The 16,272-nt window shown below is 69.9% G+C and carries 17 protein-coding genes; 9 read left to right on the plus strand and 8 right to left on the minus strand.

Going from position 1 to position 16,272, the window contains the following annotated elements; all coding sequences use genetic code 11:
- Positions 1-83 precede the first annotated feature (83 nt).
- The 3 genes from FJ091_10360 to FJ091_10370 all read left to right on the plus strand — a co-directional run bounded on the left by FJ091_10360 (position 84) and on the right by FJ091_10370 (position 3,299).
- Positions 84-353 (plus strand): hypothetical protein, encoded by a 270-nt coding sequence (locus tag FJ091_10360; protein MBM4383758.1) that lies wholly within the window; start codon positions 84-86, stop codon positions 351-353.
- Positions 354-458: 105 nt separating this feature from the next.
- Positions 459-2,072 carry an NAD(P)/FAD-dependent oxidoreductase gene (locus FJ091_10365; protein ID MBM4383759.1) on the plus strand — a complete coding sequence of 538 codons (1,614 nt, stop codon included), beginning with the start codon at positions 459-461 and terminating at the stop codon, positions 2,070-2,072.
- 177 nt (positions 2,073-2,249) lie between these two features.
- On the plus strand, positions 2,250-3,299 hold the full coding sequence (locus tag FJ091_10370; protein ID MBM4383760.1) for a dihydrodipicolinate reductase: 1,050 nt from the start codon (positions 2,250-2,252) through the stop codon (positions 3,297-3,299).
- Positions 3,300-3,355: 56 nt separating this feature from the next.
- Here the strand turns inward: FJ091_10370 and FJ091_10375 are convergent, their stop codons facing one another.
- A complete protein-coding gene (locus tag FJ091_10375; GenBank protein MBM4383761.1) occupies positions 3,356-3,826 on the minus strand; it encodes a protein tyrosine phosphatase family protein in 471 nt (156 codons plus the stop codon).
- 58 nt (positions 3,827-3,884) lie between these two features.
- Between FJ091_10375 and FJ091_10380 the strand changes: the two genes are divergently transcribed.
- Together FJ091_10380 and FJ091_10385 are read left to right on the plus strand one after the other, a co-directional pair.
- A complete protein-coding gene (locus FJ091_10380) occupies positions 3,885-4,523 on the plus strand; it encodes an SRPBCC family protein (protein MBM4383762.1) in 639 nt (212 codons plus the stop codon).
- A gap of 14 nt (positions 4,524-4,537) precedes the next feature.
- Positions 4,538-5,161: a CoA pyrophosphatase gene (locus FJ091_10385; protein MBM4383763.1), complete on the plus strand. Its 624-nt coding sequence runs from the start codon at positions 4,538-4,540 to the stop codon at positions 5,159-5,161.
- Positions 5,162-5,173: 12 nt separating this feature from the next.
- On the opposite strand, the gene FJ091_10390 is transcribed toward FJ091_10385, so the two are convergent.
- Together FJ091_10390 and FJ091_10395 are read right to left on the minus strand one after the other, a co-directional pair.
- Positions 5,174-6,238, minus strand: a complete 1,065-nt coding sequence (locus FJ091_10390; GenBank protein MBM4383764.1) for an acyl-CoA dehydrogenase family protein — start codon at positions 6,236-6,238, stop codon at positions 5,174-5,176.
- A 186-nt stretch (positions 6,239-6,424) separates the two neighbouring features.
- On the minus strand, positions 6,425-7,561 hold the full coding sequence (locus FJ091_10395) for an acyl-CoA dehydrogenase family protein (protein MBM4383765.1): 1,137 nt from the start codon (positions 7,559-7,561) through the stop codon (positions 6,425-6,427).
- A gap of 57 nt (positions 7,562-7,618) precedes the next feature.
- Between FJ091_10395 and FJ091_10400 the strand changes: the two genes are divergently transcribed.
- Complete coding sequence (locus tag FJ091_10400; GenBank protein ID MBM4383766.1) at positions 7,619-8,395, plus strand: phytanoyl-CoA dioxygenase family protein; 777 nt, start codon at positions 7,619-7,621, stop codon at positions 8,393-8,395.
- Between the two features lie 54 nt (positions 8,396-8,449).
- Here the strand turns inward: FJ091_10400 and FJ091_10405 are convergent, their stop codons facing one another.
- Together FJ091_10405 and FJ091_10410 are read right to left on the minus strand one after the other, a co-directional pair.
- A complete protein-coding gene (locus FJ091_10405; GenBank protein ID MBM4383767.1) occupies positions 8,450-8,881 on the minus strand; it encodes a DUF937 domain-containing protein in 432 nt (143 codons plus the stop codon).
- A 114-nt stretch (positions 8,882-8,995) separates the two neighbouring features.
- Complete coding sequence (locus FJ091_10410) at positions 8,996-9,454, minus strand: 2,4'-dihydroxyacetophenone dioxygenase family protein (protein MBM4383768.1); 459 nt, start codon at positions 9,452-9,454, stop codon at positions 8,996-8,998.
- A gap of 146 nt (positions 9,455-9,600) precedes the next feature.
- On the opposite strand from FJ091_10410, the gene FJ091_10415 reads away from it, so the two are divergent.
- The 3 genes from FJ091_10415 to FJ091_10425 are packed head-to-tail and all read left to right on the plus strand — an operon-like array spanning position 9,601 to position 12,587.
- On the plus strand, positions 9,601-10,809 hold the full coding sequence (locus FJ091_10415) for a DegT/DnrJ/EryC1/StrS family aminotransferase (protein MBM4383769.1): 1,209 nt from the start codon (positions 9,601-9,603) through the stop codon (positions 10,807-10,809).
- A complete protein-coding gene (locus FJ091_10420; protein MBM4383770.1) occupies positions 10,806-11,417 on the plus strand; it encodes a DUF2238 domain-containing protein in 612 nt (203 codons plus the stop codon). Before FJ091_10415 ends, FJ091_10420 begins: the two co-directional genes overlap by 4 nt.
- Before the next feature lie 33 nt (positions 11,418-11,450).
- Positions 11,451-12,587 carry an LLM class flavin-dependent oxidoreductase gene (locus FJ091_10425; GenBank protein MBM4383771.1) on the plus strand — a complete coding sequence of 379 codons (1,137 nt, stop codon included), beginning with the start codon at positions 11,451-11,453 and terminating at the stop codon, positions 12,585-12,587.
- On the opposite strand, the gene FJ091_10430 is transcribed toward FJ091_10425, so the two are convergent.
- The 3 genes from FJ091_10430 to FJ091_10440 all read right to left on the minus strand — a co-directional run bounded on the left by FJ091_10430 (position 12,584) and on the right by FJ091_10440 (position 16,073).
- The gene (locus FJ091_10430; GenBank protein ID MBM4383772.1) at positions 12,584-13,672 is read right to left on the minus strand and encodes an energy transducer TonB; all 1,089 of its coding nucleotides are present in this window, start codon (positions 13,670-13,672) and stop codon (positions 12,584-12,586) included. The two genes, FJ091_10425 and FJ091_10430, sit on opposite strands and share 4 nt — an antisense overlap.
- Before the next feature lie 66 nt (positions 13,673-13,738).
- Positions 13,739-14,707: an energy transducer TonB gene (locus FJ091_10435; GenBank protein MBM4383773.1), complete on the minus strand. Its 969-nt coding sequence runs from the start codon at positions 14,705-14,707 to the stop codon at positions 13,739-13,741.
- A 94-nt stretch (positions 14,708-14,801) separates the two neighbouring features.
- Positions 14,802-16,073, minus strand: coding sequence for an MFS transporter (locus FJ091_10440; GenBank protein MBM4383774.1), 1,272 nt, complete (start codon positions 16,071-16,073; stop codon positions 14,802-14,804).
- Positions 16,074-16,272 lie beyond the last annotated feature (199 nt).

The following is a 16,272-nucleotide window of genomic DNA, read 5'->3' on the forward strand; positions in this document are numbered from 1 at the left end:
AAGCCTGGGCGCAGGCAGCGCACTACGCCGTACAGACGCGACGCCCCTGTGAGCTCGCTTCGACGGACCGTTTCATCTGTGCGGTGACCGTGACGGACGACTTCGGCAGCGCGCTGGGGTACGTCGCGACCGACACGTTCATCATCACGGTCGAGGGTGAGCGCGCGTCGAACGTCGAGTTCGAGGGGAACGATCCGCCCGTGTTCGAGGAGCTGTTCGCGTGGATCGCGCAGCAGCGCCCGGAAGTTCTCGCCGGCCCGTGCCACGAGATGTTCGCCGGCGGCACGACTCCGGCCGAGTGTTCTCGTGCTGTCGCGGAGGCGGCGCGAGCTTTTGCGAGCCTCCGCAAGTAGCGCGGCGCGCAGGAACCACACGCGAGAATTCTCCGTGCTACGAACGCGCGCGGCGTGATCCGCTACGCCGCACACGATCCATCGCGAAGCGCACAGGAGTGAGAGATGACGACCCGCGACGAGCGCTACGACGTGATCGTCATCGGCGCCGGTGTGAGCGGCCTATACGCGCTCCACCACTTCCGCGAGATGGGCCTCTCGGTGCGCGTGTACGACGCCGCGAGCGATGTCGGCGGGACCTGGTGGTACAACCGCTACCCCGGCGCGCGCGTCGATGGCCCGGGCAGCCCCTTCTACTGTTACACGTTCTCCGCAGAGCTCATGCAGGCGTGGGACTGGCAGGAGACTCAGTCCGAGTGGTCCGAGGTGCTTGGGTACGTGCGATTCGTCGCCGACAAGCTCGACCTCCGCCGCGACATCCAGTTCGAGACGTGGGTGCGCAGTGCTCGCTACCACGAAGCGGCGCAGCGCTGGAGCATCGAGACCGATCGCGGCGAGCGCGCCTCCGCGCGCTTCCTGATCTGCGCGGTCGGCGCGCTCTCGACGGCGAACGTGCCGAACATCCCCGGCATCCACGACTTCGCGGGCGAGCGCTACCACACCGGCCGCTGGCCGCACGAGCCGGTCTCGTTCGCGGGCAAACGCGTCGCGGTGCTCGGTACGGGCTCGTCGGGGATTCAGTCGATCCCGGAGATCGCGAAGACTGCGGCGCACGTGACGGTGCTGCAGCGCACGCCGCAGTACTCGGCCCCGGCCGGGAACCGCCCCCTAACACCTGAGGAGCGGGCAACGGCGCGCGCCGACTTCGCGAAGTTCCGCGCGAAAATGATCGCGAACCCCGGCGGCTTCCCGTTCGATCCGAATCCGCGCGTCTCGCTCGACCACGACCGCGAGCAGCGCCGCGCCGTGTACGAAGAGCTTTGGCAGCGCGGCAGCTTCCGCTTCTTCACCGATGGCTACGGCGACGTCGCGACCAGCGAGCAAGCCAACGCCATCTTGTCCGACTTCATCCGCGACAAGATCCGGGAGATCGTGCACGACCCCGAGATCGCGCGGAAGCTGCTGCCCGACTTCTACGTGATGACGAAGCGGCCGATTCTCGACGACGGTTACTTCGAGTGCTTCAACCGCAGCAACGTCACGCTCGTCGACCTGCGCGAGGACCCGATCGAGCGCTTCACCAAGAACAGCGTGGTGACGCGCTCGGGTGAGCATCCGATCGACATGCTCGTGCTCGCGACCGGCTTCGACGCGATCAGCGGCACGATGCTGAAGCTCGACCCGATCGGGCGCGGCGGCGTGCACCTGAAGGAGCGCTGGCACGATCGCTTCCACAACTACGTCGGCATGACGGTCGCCGGTTTCCCGAACCTGTTCATGATTCACGGTCCGGGCTCGCCCGGCGTTCTCTACAACATGCCGCTCGGCGCCGAGCGCCAGATCGGCTGGATCGGGGAGCTGCTGCGCCACCTCGAGAAGACCGGCGCCGGTGCCGTGGAGCCGACGCCAGAGAGCGAGACTGCCTGGTCCGCCGAAGTCGCCGGCATCGCGAACATGACGCTCTTCCCGCGCACGAACTCGTGGTGGACGGGCGCGAACATCGAGGGCAAGCCCCGCTACTTCTCCGCCTACCTCGGCGGCTCGATTTATTATGCGCGCATCGCCGACGTGGCGGCGAAGGGCTACGCGGGCTTCACGTGCGAGCCGGCGCACACGTGAGCCTCGCGCGATGCGCCCCGCGGACGCGCCCGGTGAGCGCACCCACCACGCGCGATTGCGTCTCACGTAGGAACTGAGCGCCGGCGCGACCGAGGCTCTCTTCTGCAAGTTGCCGCCGCGCGACTGAGTCGCCGCGCGCGCGGGCTACGGTGCGCCGCCGCACCTGGAGAGCAGGCGATGGCGATTCGCGTGATCCAGTGGACGACGGGCCACGTCGGCCGCGAAGCGGTGAAAGCGATCCTCGCGCACCCGGAGCTCGAGCTGGTCGGCGCCTACGCGTGGAGCCCCGAGAAGGACGGCCGCGACATCGGCGAGCTGTGCGGGATCGGCCGCCTCGGGATCACCGCAACACGCGACGTCGACGCGCTGATCGCACGCGGCGCGGACTGCGTGTGTTACACGCCGAACCATCCCGAGCTCGACGAGATCTGCCGGCTGCTCGCCGCGGGGCTCGACGTCGTGGCGAGCAATCTCACGAACTGCCGCTCGTGGGGCGACGGCGCGCGGGCGCGCGTCGAACAGGCCGCGCGCGCCGGAGGCGCGACGCTGTTCGGCTCCGGGATCTTCCCCGGCTTCGCCAACTACATCGCCGCGCAGATGGCGAGCGTTAGCCACGGCTTCCGCCGCATCCGCTTCCTCGAGTCCGTCGACGTCTCGACTTATCAGGCGATCGCGAACTACGCGAACCTCGGCTGGGGCCAGCCGCCGGCGCCGCAGTGGCTCGAAGCGAGCCGCCGCGTGCTCGGCTTCTACGGCGAGTGCCTCGACGTGATGGCGCAGATGCTCGGCGTGCCCGTCGCCGAGTCGAGCTTCTCGTGCGAGTGGGCGCTCACGCCCGCCGATCGCGAGATCTACGGCTTCCGCATGCCCGCCGGCACGATCGCGGGTCAAAAATCCAGGTGGACCGCGCGCGTCGCGGGCGAAGCGGATCCCGTGATCGAGCTCGACGTGTGCTGGATCGCGGGCCGTGGCCTCGAGCCCGAATGGCCGATTCAGCACGGCTACACGATGCAGGTCGAGGGCAATCCGAACGTGCAGACGCGCGTCACGTTCTCGCCGGCGAAACGCAACGCGGGGCTGAAGGACTGGGTCGACATGTCGAACACCGTGACCGCGATGCCGGTGGTCGCCGCGATCCCCACCGTGTTCGCGGCGCCGCCCGGCATCCGCACGTACGCCGACCTCCCGCTGATCACGACGCGCTGGTCGCCGGGGCCGCGCGCGTGAGCGCGGCAGCGATCGCCGCAGGCGCGAACTCTGAGCCCGCTCGCCGCCTGGAGTGATTAGGGACGGCGAGGCAGCGCGAGCTCCTCCGGCGTGAGCGCGAGGAACTTGCGCCACACCGCGTCCATGCGCGGCTCCCACTTCGCGAGCATCGGCGAGCGCGCCTCGGCTTCGGGCAGGCCGAGGTCGTGGCGCAGGTAGTGGTACATGAATGCCGAGACGCGCAGGTTCATCGCGCAGTGCACCCACACCGGGCGATCCTCGAGCGCGCGCATCACGCCCACGAACGTGCGCAGCTCCCCTACGCGCGGCGCGTCGAACAGCACGGGCAGGTGGAAATAGGACATGCGCAGGCGCGTCACGTGGCCGGCCTCGTCCGCGAGCGCGTTGTCCGAGGTCGGCAGCGCGAGGTTGATCACGGCCTGATAACCCGCGCCCGCGATCTCCTTCAGCTGTGCGGGGGTGGGCTGGCCCGACGTGCCGACGCGCGGCGTGAGCTGCACGTAGTTGAGGATGTCGGCGAGCGGCATCGCTTCTCCCTTGCGGCGCGCAGCGAGGCTTAGCAGCCTGCGCGATCGCGGAGGTGAGATGAAGCTCGAGCATCAGTTCACGGTGAAGGCGAGCGTCGACGAGACGTGGCGCGTGCTGACCGACCTCGAACGCCTGGCGCCGCACATGCCGGGCGCGGAGCTCACGGGGCGCGAGGGCGAGGCCTACAAGGGCCGCGTGAAGGTGAAGCTCGGGCCCGTGCTCGCGCAGTACGAGGGCAAGGCGAGCTTCATCGAGAAGGACGACGCGGCCAAGCGGGGTGTGCTGCGCGCCGAAGGGCGCGAGACGAAGGGGCAGGGCAACGCCAAGGCCACGGTGACGGCGGCGCTCGCGGAGACGCCCGAGGGCACGCGGGTCACGGTGGAGACCGATCTCGCGATCGTCGGCCGGCTCGCGCAGATGGGCCGCGGCCTGATCGCCGAGGTGAGCGGGAAGCTGTTAGGGGAATTCGTCGCCAATCTCGAGCGCGAGCTGGCGGCGCGCGCGACGCCACTCACCGGAGTCGCGGCGACCGAGCTCGCGCCTGCGGCGGCGGATGTCCCGGCTCCCGCGCCGGCTCCGCGCGAGGCCGCGCCGGTCGACCTGCTCGCGACCGCGGGCGTGCCCGTGATGAAGCGCGTGCTGCCGCTCGCGATCGTCGCGGCGCTGCTCGTCACCGCGCTGCTCTGGCTGCTGTAAGAGGCGGCTTCGCGATGCGCGACGAGGCCGAGCTGCTCGCGCGCATCGAGGCGAACGTCGCGCGCGATCCGCGCGACGTCGCGCTGCGCACGGGCGACCTCGTGCGCGTGTTCGGCGAGCGCGCGCGCGGCATCTCCCCCGAGTCGCTGCGCGCCTCCGCGGTGCTCGTGCCGATCGTGCTGCGCGCGGGCGGCGCCACGCTGCTGCTCACGCGCCGTGCGAGCGGCGTGCCCGTGCGCGGCGGCGACATCGTGTTCCCCGGCGGCGGCGTGCGAGGCGAAGAGTCCCTCGTCGAGACCGCGCTGCCCGAAGCGGAGGAAGAAGTGGGCGTGCCCGCGGGCCGCACGCGCGCACTCGGCTTTCTCGATGCACACCCCACGCTGATCGGCTTCTGGATCCAGCCCGTCGTCGCGCTCGTGCCGGGCGACTTCACGCCGCGTCCGAATCCGCGCGAGGTCGACGCCTTCTACGAGCTGCCGCTCGCGAGCGCGCTGGATCTCTCGCGCCATCGCCGCGTGCGGGTGACGTTCGACGGCGGCGAGCACGAGGTACAGAACTTCGAGCACGACGGCGTCGCGCTCTGGGGCGTCAGCGCGGCGATCGTGCACGACCTCGCGGAGCGCGCGGGGAGCGCCTGACAACTCCGCGCTTCAGCTCCGACCGCTCTGGGCGTCGGCGCGCGCCGTGAGCTCGCGCCAGAATCCCCCCGCTCCCCACTGCGCAGCGGTTCCGCCGAGCTGCTCCGCCCAGAAGCGGTCGTTGCCGAGCTCCCCGCGCCAGGCGAGCAGGCGCTGCGTGAAGAGGCGCAGGTCTTGCTCGCGCGTGAAGCCGATCGCGCCGTGCACCTGATGCGCGCCCGCGGCGCACAGGTCGGCCGCGAGATTCGCGCGCAGCTTCGCGCACGCGATCTCGAAGCCCGCCTCGCCGCAGTCGGCGGCGCGGCTCGCCGCGGTGACGGCGCAGTCCGCCGCGATTCCCTCGCTGCCCATGCACGCGAGCAGCTGCTGCACGGCTTGGAACTGCCCGATCGGCTTGCCGAACTGCACGCGCGTCTGCGCGTGTGCGATCGAGCGCGAGATCGTCGCCGCGAGCGCGCCGGCCATCTGGCCCGCGCGCAGCAGCGCCGCCTGTGCAAAGAGCGCCGCGCCTGCGCCAGCCGCGGCAGGTGCAGACGCCGCCCGGGCGTTCTCGAAGCGCAGCGTGGCGCGCGGCTCCGCCGCGAGGTTCGCGCTCGGCTCGCAGTGCGCGGCGTGCGCGGGCGCGAGCAGCGCGACGCGCGGCGCTGCGGCGTCCCCTAACAACGCGACCACGCCTGTCGCTTCTGCGCCCCACCGCACGCGCGCGAGCGTGCCGCGGAAGAGCCCGCGCTCGGCATCGAGCTGCGCGCCGGGCGCGGCCTCGAGCGCGAGTGTGAGCGCGCCCGCGGGCCGCTCGATGCCGGCAGCCGCGAGCGCCTGCTGCGCGAGCAGTGTCTCCGCGAGTGGGATCGCAGCCGCGTGGCGCCCCACCTCGCGCGCGACGACGAGCGCGTCCTCGAAGCCTCCCCCGGCGCCGCCCTCGGCGTCGGGCACGAGCAGCGCAGGAATCCCGAGCTCCTCGACCTGCGCCCACAGCGGCGCGTCGAAGCCGGGCCGCTCCGTTTGCGACGCGAGGCGCGCGGCGGCTTCGGCGAACAGCCGGCCCACGGTCTCGGCAAGCATCTCGCGCTCACTCATGCTCGACCCCGCTACCGCGTTGAACTTCGCTCGGCTGCGCCTCGCTGCGCGCTTCGCTTGCGCGTTGAACTTCGCTCGGCTGCGCCTCGCTGCGCGCTCCGCTTGCGTGTTGAACTTCGCTCGGCTGCGCCTCGCTGCCCGCTTCGCTTGCGTGTTGAACTTCGCTCGGCTCTGCCTGGCTTGCGCTCATCGCAGCCCCAGTCCGCGCGCGATGATTCCGCGCAGGATCTCGCGCGTGCCGCCGCGCAGCGAGAACGAGGGCGCGACCTGCAGCAGGTACGCGAGCACGCGGGCGAGATCGCTCGCGCTCGCGAGCTCCTCGTCGAGCGCGGCCTGCACGAGCCTCGGCAGCTCCTGCTCCAGGGCGTTGCCGAGATCCTTCACGACCGCCGCTTCGAGCATCGGGTCGCGACCGGCGGCGAGCTGGCCGGCGACCGAGAGCGACATCTGCCGCAGCGTCCAGAGCTGCGCGGTGGTGCGGCCGAGCAGCGCGCGCACCGCCTCGCTCGGCTGCGGCCCCGCAGCCCGTAACAACTCGACGAACAGCGCGAAGCTCGATAGGTATCGCTCGGGCCCGCTGCGCTCGAGCGAGAGCTCGCCCGTGACCTGCTTCCAGCCCGCGCCCTCGGGGCCGAGCAGCGCGCCGTCGGGCAAGAAGGCGTCGTCGAAGAACACCTCGGCGAAGTGAGCGTCGCCCACGAGATCGACGATCGGGCGCACGCGCACACCTGGCGTGCTCATCTCGATCAAGAACTGCGAGAGACCGGCGTGTTTCTCCGCCTCGGGCCGCGTGCGCACGAGCGCGATCATCAGCTGACAGTCGTTCGCGTGCGTGGTCCAGATCTTCTGGCCGCGAATGCGCCAACCGCCGTCGACCTTGGTGGCGCGGGTTCGCACGGAAGCGAGGTCGCTGCCCGAGCCGGGCTCGCTCATGCCGATGCAGGTGTAGATCTCGCCGCGGCCCATGCCGGGCAGCCACTTCTGCGCCTGCGCCTCGTTGCCGTAACGCAGAATCGCCATGCCCGATTGGCGGTCCGCGATCCAGTGCGCCGCGACTGGCGCGCCCGCTGCGAGCAGCTCCTCGAGCACGACGTAGCGCTCGAGCGGACTGCGCTCGTGCCCGCCGAATCGCTTCGGCCACACCATGCCGATCCAGCCGCGCGCGCCGAGCTTGCGCGAGAACGCGGCGTCGAACTGCGCCCACGAGTTCGCGCGCCGTTCGGGCGCGAGCGCGGGCATCTCGGCTGCAAGGAATCCGCGGATCTCCTCGCGGAGCTCTCGCACGGAAGCGGGGAGGTCGACTGCATCGAAACGAAACTGCATCGTGCCACTCTATAACGCGAAGCCGTACGATCGCGCGGAGGAAGCGAGGAGCGTTCCATGATCAAGCGCGTCGGCGGCAATCTCACGGTTCGAAGCGAGCCGGCGCCCGAAGCGAGCGCGCAGCTCGAGCGCGACGGCTACGCGGTGTTGCGCGGCGTGCTGGCGCCGGAGCTCGTCGCGCACCTAACAAGCGAGATCGAGGCGACGTTCGAGACGCTGCCTCCCGAGCGCGGCCGCTCCGATCGCGCCGAGTTCCGCTACGAGATGCTGAACCGCTCCGCCGCCGCGCAGGAAGCGGTGGGCCACGCGGCGATCCTCGCCGCGATCGAGCCCCTGCTCGGAGACGACTGTCACGTCATCGCGAACACGGCGTGGAAGAATCCGCCGGAGTTCGGCGGCGGCCAGTGGCACTGCGATGCGGGCCCGCACGTCCCGCGGCCCGACGGCGTGCCCTGGGACGACCGCATCCCGTACCCGGTGTTCGCGATCGGCGCCCATCTCTACCTGCGCGACTGCCCCCTCGCGTGCGGCCCCACCGCCGTCGTTCCGGGCAGCCATCGTTCCGGACGCCTCCCGCCGTTCGAGCGCATGAACGACCCGGCGCTGAGTTATCAGGGCCGCGGCGCGGTCGCGCTCGAAGCGCAGGCGGGCGACGTCGCGCTGTTCGTCTCCGACTCGTGGCATCGCGGCATGCCGGCCCTGCCCGGCGGCACGGGGCGCCTGTTCTTGCAGGTGCACTACGCGCGCCGCGACATCGCGCAGCGCATCCGCACGACCGTCGACGCGAATCAGCTCTCGCCGGAGGCCGCCGCGCGCATCAAGACGCCGCGCTAGCGCAAGCTGTTAGGGCTGCACGCCGCGTTCTTCTACGATGGTTGAGCGCGGCGATCAGCGCCGGCCGGCCACGAGCCCCTTCAGCAGCTGGGCCCCGAGCTGCCCGAGCTGATTCTGCGCGGGCGCCTTGCCCTGCGGTGTGAGCTGGTCGATCACGACGGGCAGCAGCTGCGCGAGGACGCTCGCGCCCTGGCCCTGCGGAACGCCGCCGCGCTGCGCGAGCGCGTCGATGCGCCACTGACCGAGCGCTTTTGTCAGGTCGGCTGGCGAGATCGCCTGGTTCTTCCCGGTCGACACCCACGAGGCCATCGCGTCGCCGAGGCCGGCCTGCTGGAACTGCTTCGCGAGCCCATCGATGCCCCCCTGCTGTCCGGCCAGCATCTCCATCACGCCCTCGACGAGCGCGCCGCCGTTGGCACCGGCCTTCGCGCCGCCGCCGGCGAGCGAGCCGAGCGCCTGACCGAGCACCTGATCGAGAAGTCCCATCGCGCGTCCCTCCTGATGGGTTCGAGTGGACGGAACGCTAGGCCCCGCGCTTCAGCTGCCGTGCGCGAAATCCGCGAATGCGAGCGGTCGCATCGCGCCGTCGAGGCGCGAGCCTCACTCCTCGATCACGTTCGGCTTCCCGAGCCCCTGCGCTTCGCATGCGGCCTTGTAGAACGCGAGCGTGCCGATGCCGTCGGCGACCGACTCGACCGTGCCGTCGGCGCGCAAGTTCAGGTTCACGCCGTACATGTGGAACCACACGCGCGTGTCGTTCTCGACGGCCACGAGCGTGTGCACGGAGCCCGCGGGCTCGTAGAGGAACGAGCCGGCTCGGTTCACGTAGTCGTACTCCTTGTACTTCCACGCGCCGGAGACCGTGTAGCCCCAAACCGGCCCCGTGTGGCGATGCGTCTGCACCGCGTAGCCGGCTTGGAAGACGTTCTCGACGATCCACAGCCCCTCGCCGCGCTTCACGTGCAGCACGCGCAGCTTGTTGCCGCCGCCGATCTCCACCCACGGCAACTCGTCGCGACCGATGTGCTGCGCAACCTGATTCGCGTACGGGTTCTGCATCGCGTTCTCCTGTGCGGGCGCACGTTGGTAGCGCACGCACGAACGCTGCCGGACGCGAGCGAATCGCATACGGTCGCGAGCGGACACGAACGGACAAATCGAGGGTCCAGCGTCAGACGCGGAATCCTCGATTCCGGGGAGAGACGATGCGCATCGAGTACGCCGGCAGCGTTCACGACGAGGAGGAGATCGCGGCGGTCGTCTCCGTGCTGCGCGGCGGCCCCTCCGCGCTGCGCATCGGGAAGCACGTGCGCGAGTTCGAGCGGCTCGTGGCGGCGAGCTTCGGCAAGCGGCGCGGCGTCATGTGCAACAGCGGGTCTTCCGCGTTGTACCTCGCGATCGAGCTGTTAGGGCTCGCCGAGGGCGACGAGATCGTCACTTCGCCGCTGACGTTCTCGACCGACATCGCGCCGATGGTGAAGAGCCGCCTGGTGCCCGTGTTCGTGGACGTCACGCCCGACACGTTCCAGATCGACGTCGCGCAGATCGAACGGAACATCTCGCCGCGCACGAAGGCGATCCTGGCGCCGAACCTCACCGGCAACTGCCCCGACTGGGACGCGATCCGCCGCATCGCGGACACGCACGGCCTGCGCGTGATCGAGGACTCGTGCGACTGCCTCGGCGCGACGCAGGGCGGCACGCCGACGGGCACGCGCGCCGACATCTCCGTCACGAGCTTCGCGCTCGCGCACATCATCACCGCGGCGGGCACGGGCGGCATGGTGTGCGTGGACGACGAGGCGCTCGCGGATCGCTGCTTGTTGTTACGGCGCTGGGGTCGCCGCAGCGAGGTTCAGCTGTTCGGCAGCCGCAAGGGCAAGGGCGACCGCTTCTTCAGCGACCTCGACGGCATGGAGTACGACAACCTCTTCATCTTCGACGAGGTGGGTTGGAACTTCGAGCCGTCCGAGCTCTCCGCCGCGTTCGGCGTGGTGCAGATGAAGAAGCTGCCCGCGAATCTCGAACGCCGGAAGCGCAACTTCGCGATCCTGTGCGAGCGCCTCGGCCGTCACCCCGGCGCGTTCGTGCTGCCGCGCACCACGCCCGGCATCGACACCGCGTGGCACATGTTCGCCACGCTGATTCGGCCCGAGAGCGGCATTCGCCGCGCGCACTTCCAGCAGTACATGGAGCAGAGCGGCGTCGACACGCGCATGGTGTGGACCGGCAATGCCGCGCGGCAGCCCGCGTTCAAGAAGATCGCGATGCGCATCGACCCGAACGGGCTTCCGAACGCCGATCGCGTGATGGAGCACGGCGTGATCCTGCCGATGAACCACGCGCAGGGCGACGAGCAGATGCACTACATCGGCGATCTCGTCGACGCGTACGTGAAGGAGCACGCGCGGTGAGCGAGTCCCGCGAGCCGCGGCTGCTGCTCGCGCTCGGCGCCGTCGCGCTCATCGCCTCCGGCATCGCCCCGTACGATCGCCTCACCTGGGCGCTCGAAGTCGCGCCCGCCGTGATCACCGCCGCGATCCTCGTCGCCACGCGCCGCCGCTTCCCGCTCACGCCGCTCGCGTACCGCCTCGTCTTCCTGCACGCGCTCATCCTGCTGCTCGGCGCGCACTACACCTACGCACGCGTCCCGGTCGGCTTCTGGGTGCAGGACGCGCTCGGCCTCGCGCGCAATCACTACGACCGCGTCGGGCACTTCATGCAGGGCTTCACGCCCGCGATCGTCGCCCGCGAGGTGTTGCTGCGGGCCTCGCCGGTTCGCGCGAACCCGTGGCTCGCGTGGCTCACGCTCTGCGTCGTGCTCGCCGCGAGCGCGTTCTACGAGTTCATCGAGTGGTGGGCCGCGCTGATCGGCGGCGTCGCCGCGGAGGCGTTCCTCGCGACGCAAGGCGACGTGTGGGACACGCAGTGGGACATGTTCCTGTGCCTGTGCGGCGCATGCGCGGCGCTCGCGCTGCTCGGGCGGCGGCATCAGCGCGAGGTGGAGCGCCTCTCGCGCTGATCTACCGTGCTCCCACTTCTCGAGGAGCACGCCATGCACGTCGGCACCGGCATCGTCTATCAGGCCATCGGCGCAGGTCGCACCGATCGCGAGGTGTATCAGCGCGAGCTTGCCCTCGCGGACCTCGCGGAGCCGCTCGGGTACGACTCGCTGTGGGGAGTCGAGCACCACTTCACCGACTACACGATGTGCCCCGACGTGCTGCAGCACCTCACCTACTTCGCGGGGCGCACCTCGCGCATTCAGCTCGGCTCGATGGTGGTGGTGCTGCCGTGGCACGACCCGGTTCGCGTCGCGGAGCAGGTCGCGATGCTCGACCACATGTCGAACGGGCGCTTCGTGTTCGGCATCGGGCGCGGGCTCGGGCGCGTCGAGTTCGAAGGCTTCGGCGTGAATCAGGGCGACTCGCGCGAGATCTTCACCGAGAGCGCGCAGATGCTGCTCGAGGGCCTCGAGCGCGGCTACGTCGAGTTCTCGGGCAAGCACATCCAGCAGGCGCGCCGCGAGATTCGGCCGCGCCCGTTCAAGTCGTTCCGCGGGCGCACGTACGCGGCGGCGGTGTCACCCGAGAGCAGCGAGATCATGGCCCGGCTCGGCGTCGGCATCATGATCGTGCCGCAGAAGCCCTGGCCGCACGTGGTGCGGGAGCTGAAGGCGTATCGCGAGATCTATCGCGAGGTGAACCGCGCGGATGCGCCGCCGCCGCTGCTCTCGGGCTGGGTCTTCATCGACGACGACGAGAGCGTCGCGAAGGAGCTCGCCCACAAGTACATCGGCCGGTACTACCGCTCGGTCGTCGAGCACTACGAGCTCGACGGCACGCATCTACAGGGCCTCAAAGGCTACGAGATGTACGGGAAGATCCAAGAGAAGATGGGCGCGCCGGGCGGCGTCGACGCGGGCGTCGAGTTCTTCACGAGCCTGCATCCGTGGGGCACGCCGAAGCAGGTGTACGAGAAGATCATGGACGCGCGCGGGCTGATCGGCGCCGAGGGCTTCGTCGCGATGTTCAGCTACGGCGGCATCCCGTACGACGTGGCGGAGCAGCAAAGCAAGCGCTTCGCGGCGGAGGTGATGCCGAAGCTGAAGGCCGTCGTGCCTCTCGCGGAGCAGCAGGTCGCGCGCGCGCGGCCCGCGCTCGCAGGCGGAGCGATCTCGGCGAGCGCTTAGCTCTGCTCGTTCGACTTCGTCGCCGGTTGCGCCTGCGCCGTGGCGGCGTCGGGCATCTCGATCAGGCGGAACTTCGCGCCTTCGTCGCCGAACACGTAGAGCCGGCACGCGCCCCATTCATCGGGCACGCGCCAGTTCTTGGCCGTCTCGAACTTCGCGGTGAAGCGTCGCCCCTGACAACGCAGCTCGAAGCGCTCGATCTTCCCGACCACGTCGACGAAGCCGAACTCGCGCCGCAGGAGGCGCGCCTCCCAGAGCGCCGGCTGCGCTTCCTTGTCGCAGCGGCAGGTGAGCTCCCCCGCGGTGGCGATCGCTTTGTCGCCCTTCACCTTGCCCGCAATCTCTTCGCCCACGTTGCGAAGCGGCTCGCTCAGCTCCTTCGGGTATTCGGTCTTCAGCTCCTCGTAGAGCGAGAGCGCGTCTGCCCATAGCTGCAGGTTCGTCGCGAGCGCGAAGGCCGAGCGCGTCGCGTCGGCCTTGAGCCGCTTCTCGACGCCGTACTCGAAGCGTCGCGCGGATTGCGTCTCCTCGTATTGCGCTCGTCGGTCGTTCCTCTTCTCTGCGATGCGCGCACGCGCGAAGTGCATGCGCGCAGATTCGTAGTTGTTCTCGGGCACGAGCTCGCTCAGCTTCGCCTCGGCGCCGGCGAGATCGTTCGCGTCGATCAGCTTCTGCGCGGCGCGCCACGGCTTCGCGAACTCTTGTCGAGCGCCGAGTGGACCTTCCATGTTGAAGCTCAGGCGGACTTGCGTTGCGCACTGCTCTACGGGCGCGCCATCGAGCGTCGCGGGTTCATACTTCCACTTCGGAATCGAGTTCAGAGCGGCGCGTTCGAACTCCTTCGCCCCGCTCGAGCGATCGATGACTGGGTCTCTCACGGCGCCGGTCGCATCGATGCAGTACGAGACGACCACCCAGCCTTCCTTCCAGCGCGAGATTGCGGTCGCCGGATAGCTCGGGTTCCGACGCTCCACGGGCTTCGCCGAGACGAACGTGCCGAACTGAGGCAGATCCGCGGCAGCAGGAGCGCACACGAGCAGCGCAGCGAAGAGCGCAAAGACAGTCATTCGCGATCGCTTCTTCATCGTGAGCCTCCGACGTTCTGACACGAGCCTACTCGGCGAGCTGGCGCGAGCGCGCGTCAAACTTCGTCAAAGCGAGTCGGAAGCCGTCGCTTCGCTGGAGGGCGGCTCGACGAGCGTGAAACGCGCGCCCTCGGATCCGCGGATCTGCACCTGACACTGACTGGCGCCTTCCGGAACGCGGATCAGGGTGTCCGGTGCGAACTCGAGTGCCGCGTCGAGGCAACACAGCTCGGCGCGAGTGATCTCGCCGCTCTCGCGCGCGAGGAGAAAACGCTTGCGCGTGAGCGGGCTGCTCCAGTGGCTCGGGGCGCGCTCACTCGCGCCGAGCCGTCTCGCGACTCCCGGCGTTGCGAGATCGACGCCGCCAGGCGCCAGACCGTCGAGCTGTTCCGCGAGTCCGACCAGCTCGGCCGGCAAGGCACCCAGCTCGCGCAAGCCGCGCACGATCGCCGCGGCTCGCCCGTACTGACGCGCGGCGACGAGTGCGCTCGCTTGCCGGCTCGAGGTTGCGACGAACGCATCGAGGGAGAGCTGGTCGGCCCGCGCTGCCCTGTTTCGCGCGGTTCTTTCGACGTGTGGACCGAAGCGCGAGGGCAGGCCCGCCCGAGCCACGCGCTCGAGCGCGACGAGCTCGCCCTCGATGTCGCCCGACGCGCGGGCGAGGTGTGCGCGCATCAGCTCGCGCTGCGTGAGCTCTCGGAGCGAGTTTGCGTGGAAGTCATCGAAGATCGCGCGTGCCGCAGCGATGTCGCCCGCCGCGAACGCCTCGTCGAATCGCTCGAGGCGTTTGTTGGGTCCGGTCCTTACGCCCATCTGCAAGGAGAGCCGAACCTGCACCCCACAACGCGCGGACGAGCCCGGTTCGTAGGTCCACTTGGAAACCGCGCGCAAGACGGAGGCATCGATTTCGGCTTCGCCACTCGAGTCGGAGACGAAGGCGTCCTCGACATTCCCGGAAGTGCTGATCCGAAACGAGATGACGCTCCAGCCCTCGACGCGCCGCTCGACGAGCGCCCGGGGGTAGTCGGGACCCACGCGTCGTCGCGGAGTGCTCAGCGGCGCGTCCTACGCGAGCACCGGCATTGCGACGAAAGCGGCCAGCAGCGATCCCCAGCCCAATCTCATCGCCTCACCCCATTCGCGCACTCTCCAAATCGCGCAGCAGCGTACGCGTCCCTAACAAGAGCGACACCACGCCGAGGCTCATCGTCGCGAGCACGGCGATCATCGCGACGCGCAGCGACTCCGCGCCGTAGCGCAGCGCGAGCGCGTCGCTGAGCGCGCCCATCGCCCACGGCCCGAACAGCATGCCGCCGCCGGTGATGAAGAGGATCAGCACCGAGGAGGTGACGGCGCGGATGCGCGCGGGCGCGAGGCTCTGCGCGATCGCGAACAGCACGGGCGCGTAGCCGGCGCCGACGATGCCGCTCGGCACGGACAGCCAGATCGCGAGCTTCGGGTCGGGCACGGCGCAAATCGCGATGAGGATCGGCATCGAGAACGCCACGGAGGCGGCCGCCACGCGCAGGCGCCAGCGCGGATCGAGCCGCGCGAGGCGGTCGGCGAGGAAACCCGCGAGCAGCGTGCCGGTGATCGCGGCGGCGCCGTTCACGAGGCCGTAGCTCATGCCGAACGACGCCAGCGACATGCCGTGCGAGCGCTGGAACATCTGCGGAAGCCAGGAGCCGAAGCCTGTGCCCGCAAGCGAGGCGAGCATGCCGCCGAACGCGATCGCCACGAACGTCGGGATGCGCAGCAGCAGCGCGATGCTCGAGAAGAAATCAGCGAGCGCGGAGCCGAGTGACGAGGGGCGCGGCGCGGCGCGCGCGGGCTCGCGCACCGTCGTCCACAACAACACGGCCAGCACGATGCCGGGCAAGCCCGCGACGAAGAATGCGCCGCGCCAGCCGAGCGGCTCGACGAGCAGCCCGCCCATCAGCGTGCCGAGCATCGAGCCGATCGGGACGCCGAGCTGGAACACCGAGAGCGCGAACGCGCGGCGCTCGGGCGGGAAGTAGTCGGCGATCAGCGAGTGCGCGGGCGCGGCGCCAGCGGCTTCGCCGACGCCTACGCCGATGCGCGCGAGCGCCACCTGCCACGCCGTCTTCGCGATGCCGGTGTAGGCGGTGAACGCGCTCCACACGAGCATGCCTACGGCGATCAGCTGCGTGCGCGAACGCCGATCCGCCAGCCACGCCACGGGAACGCCGAGGCCGGAGTAGAGCAGGGCGAAGGCGGGGCCGAGGAGCAGGCCCATCGTGCCGTCGGAGATCGCGAACTCGGCCTTGATCGGACCCGCGAGCATCGAGAACACGAAACGGTCGAGGTAGTTGACGACGTAGCTCGCCGAGAGCAGCGCGAGCACGTAGCTCGCGTTCGAGCGGGGCGTTTTTTCGCTCACGGCGCGCGAGTTACCCCGGCGAGCGCTCACATTCAACGCAGCGCGTGCCCCGGGTCACAGATGCGAGCCGCGTTCGCGTGCACGATTCGCGCGGGGTGCCACCCATCACTTGCGCGCATCGACCCGTCGGTGACGCGCTTCATTCAGGGAGAGCTCATGCGGAAGGTGATCTAGGGTCTCATGCTGGCTTTGCGCTCGC

The organism is Deltaproteobacteria bacterium, from assembly GCA_016875395.1.
Lineage (GTDB): Bacteria > Myxococcota_A > UBA9160 > UBA9160 > UBA6930 > VGRF01.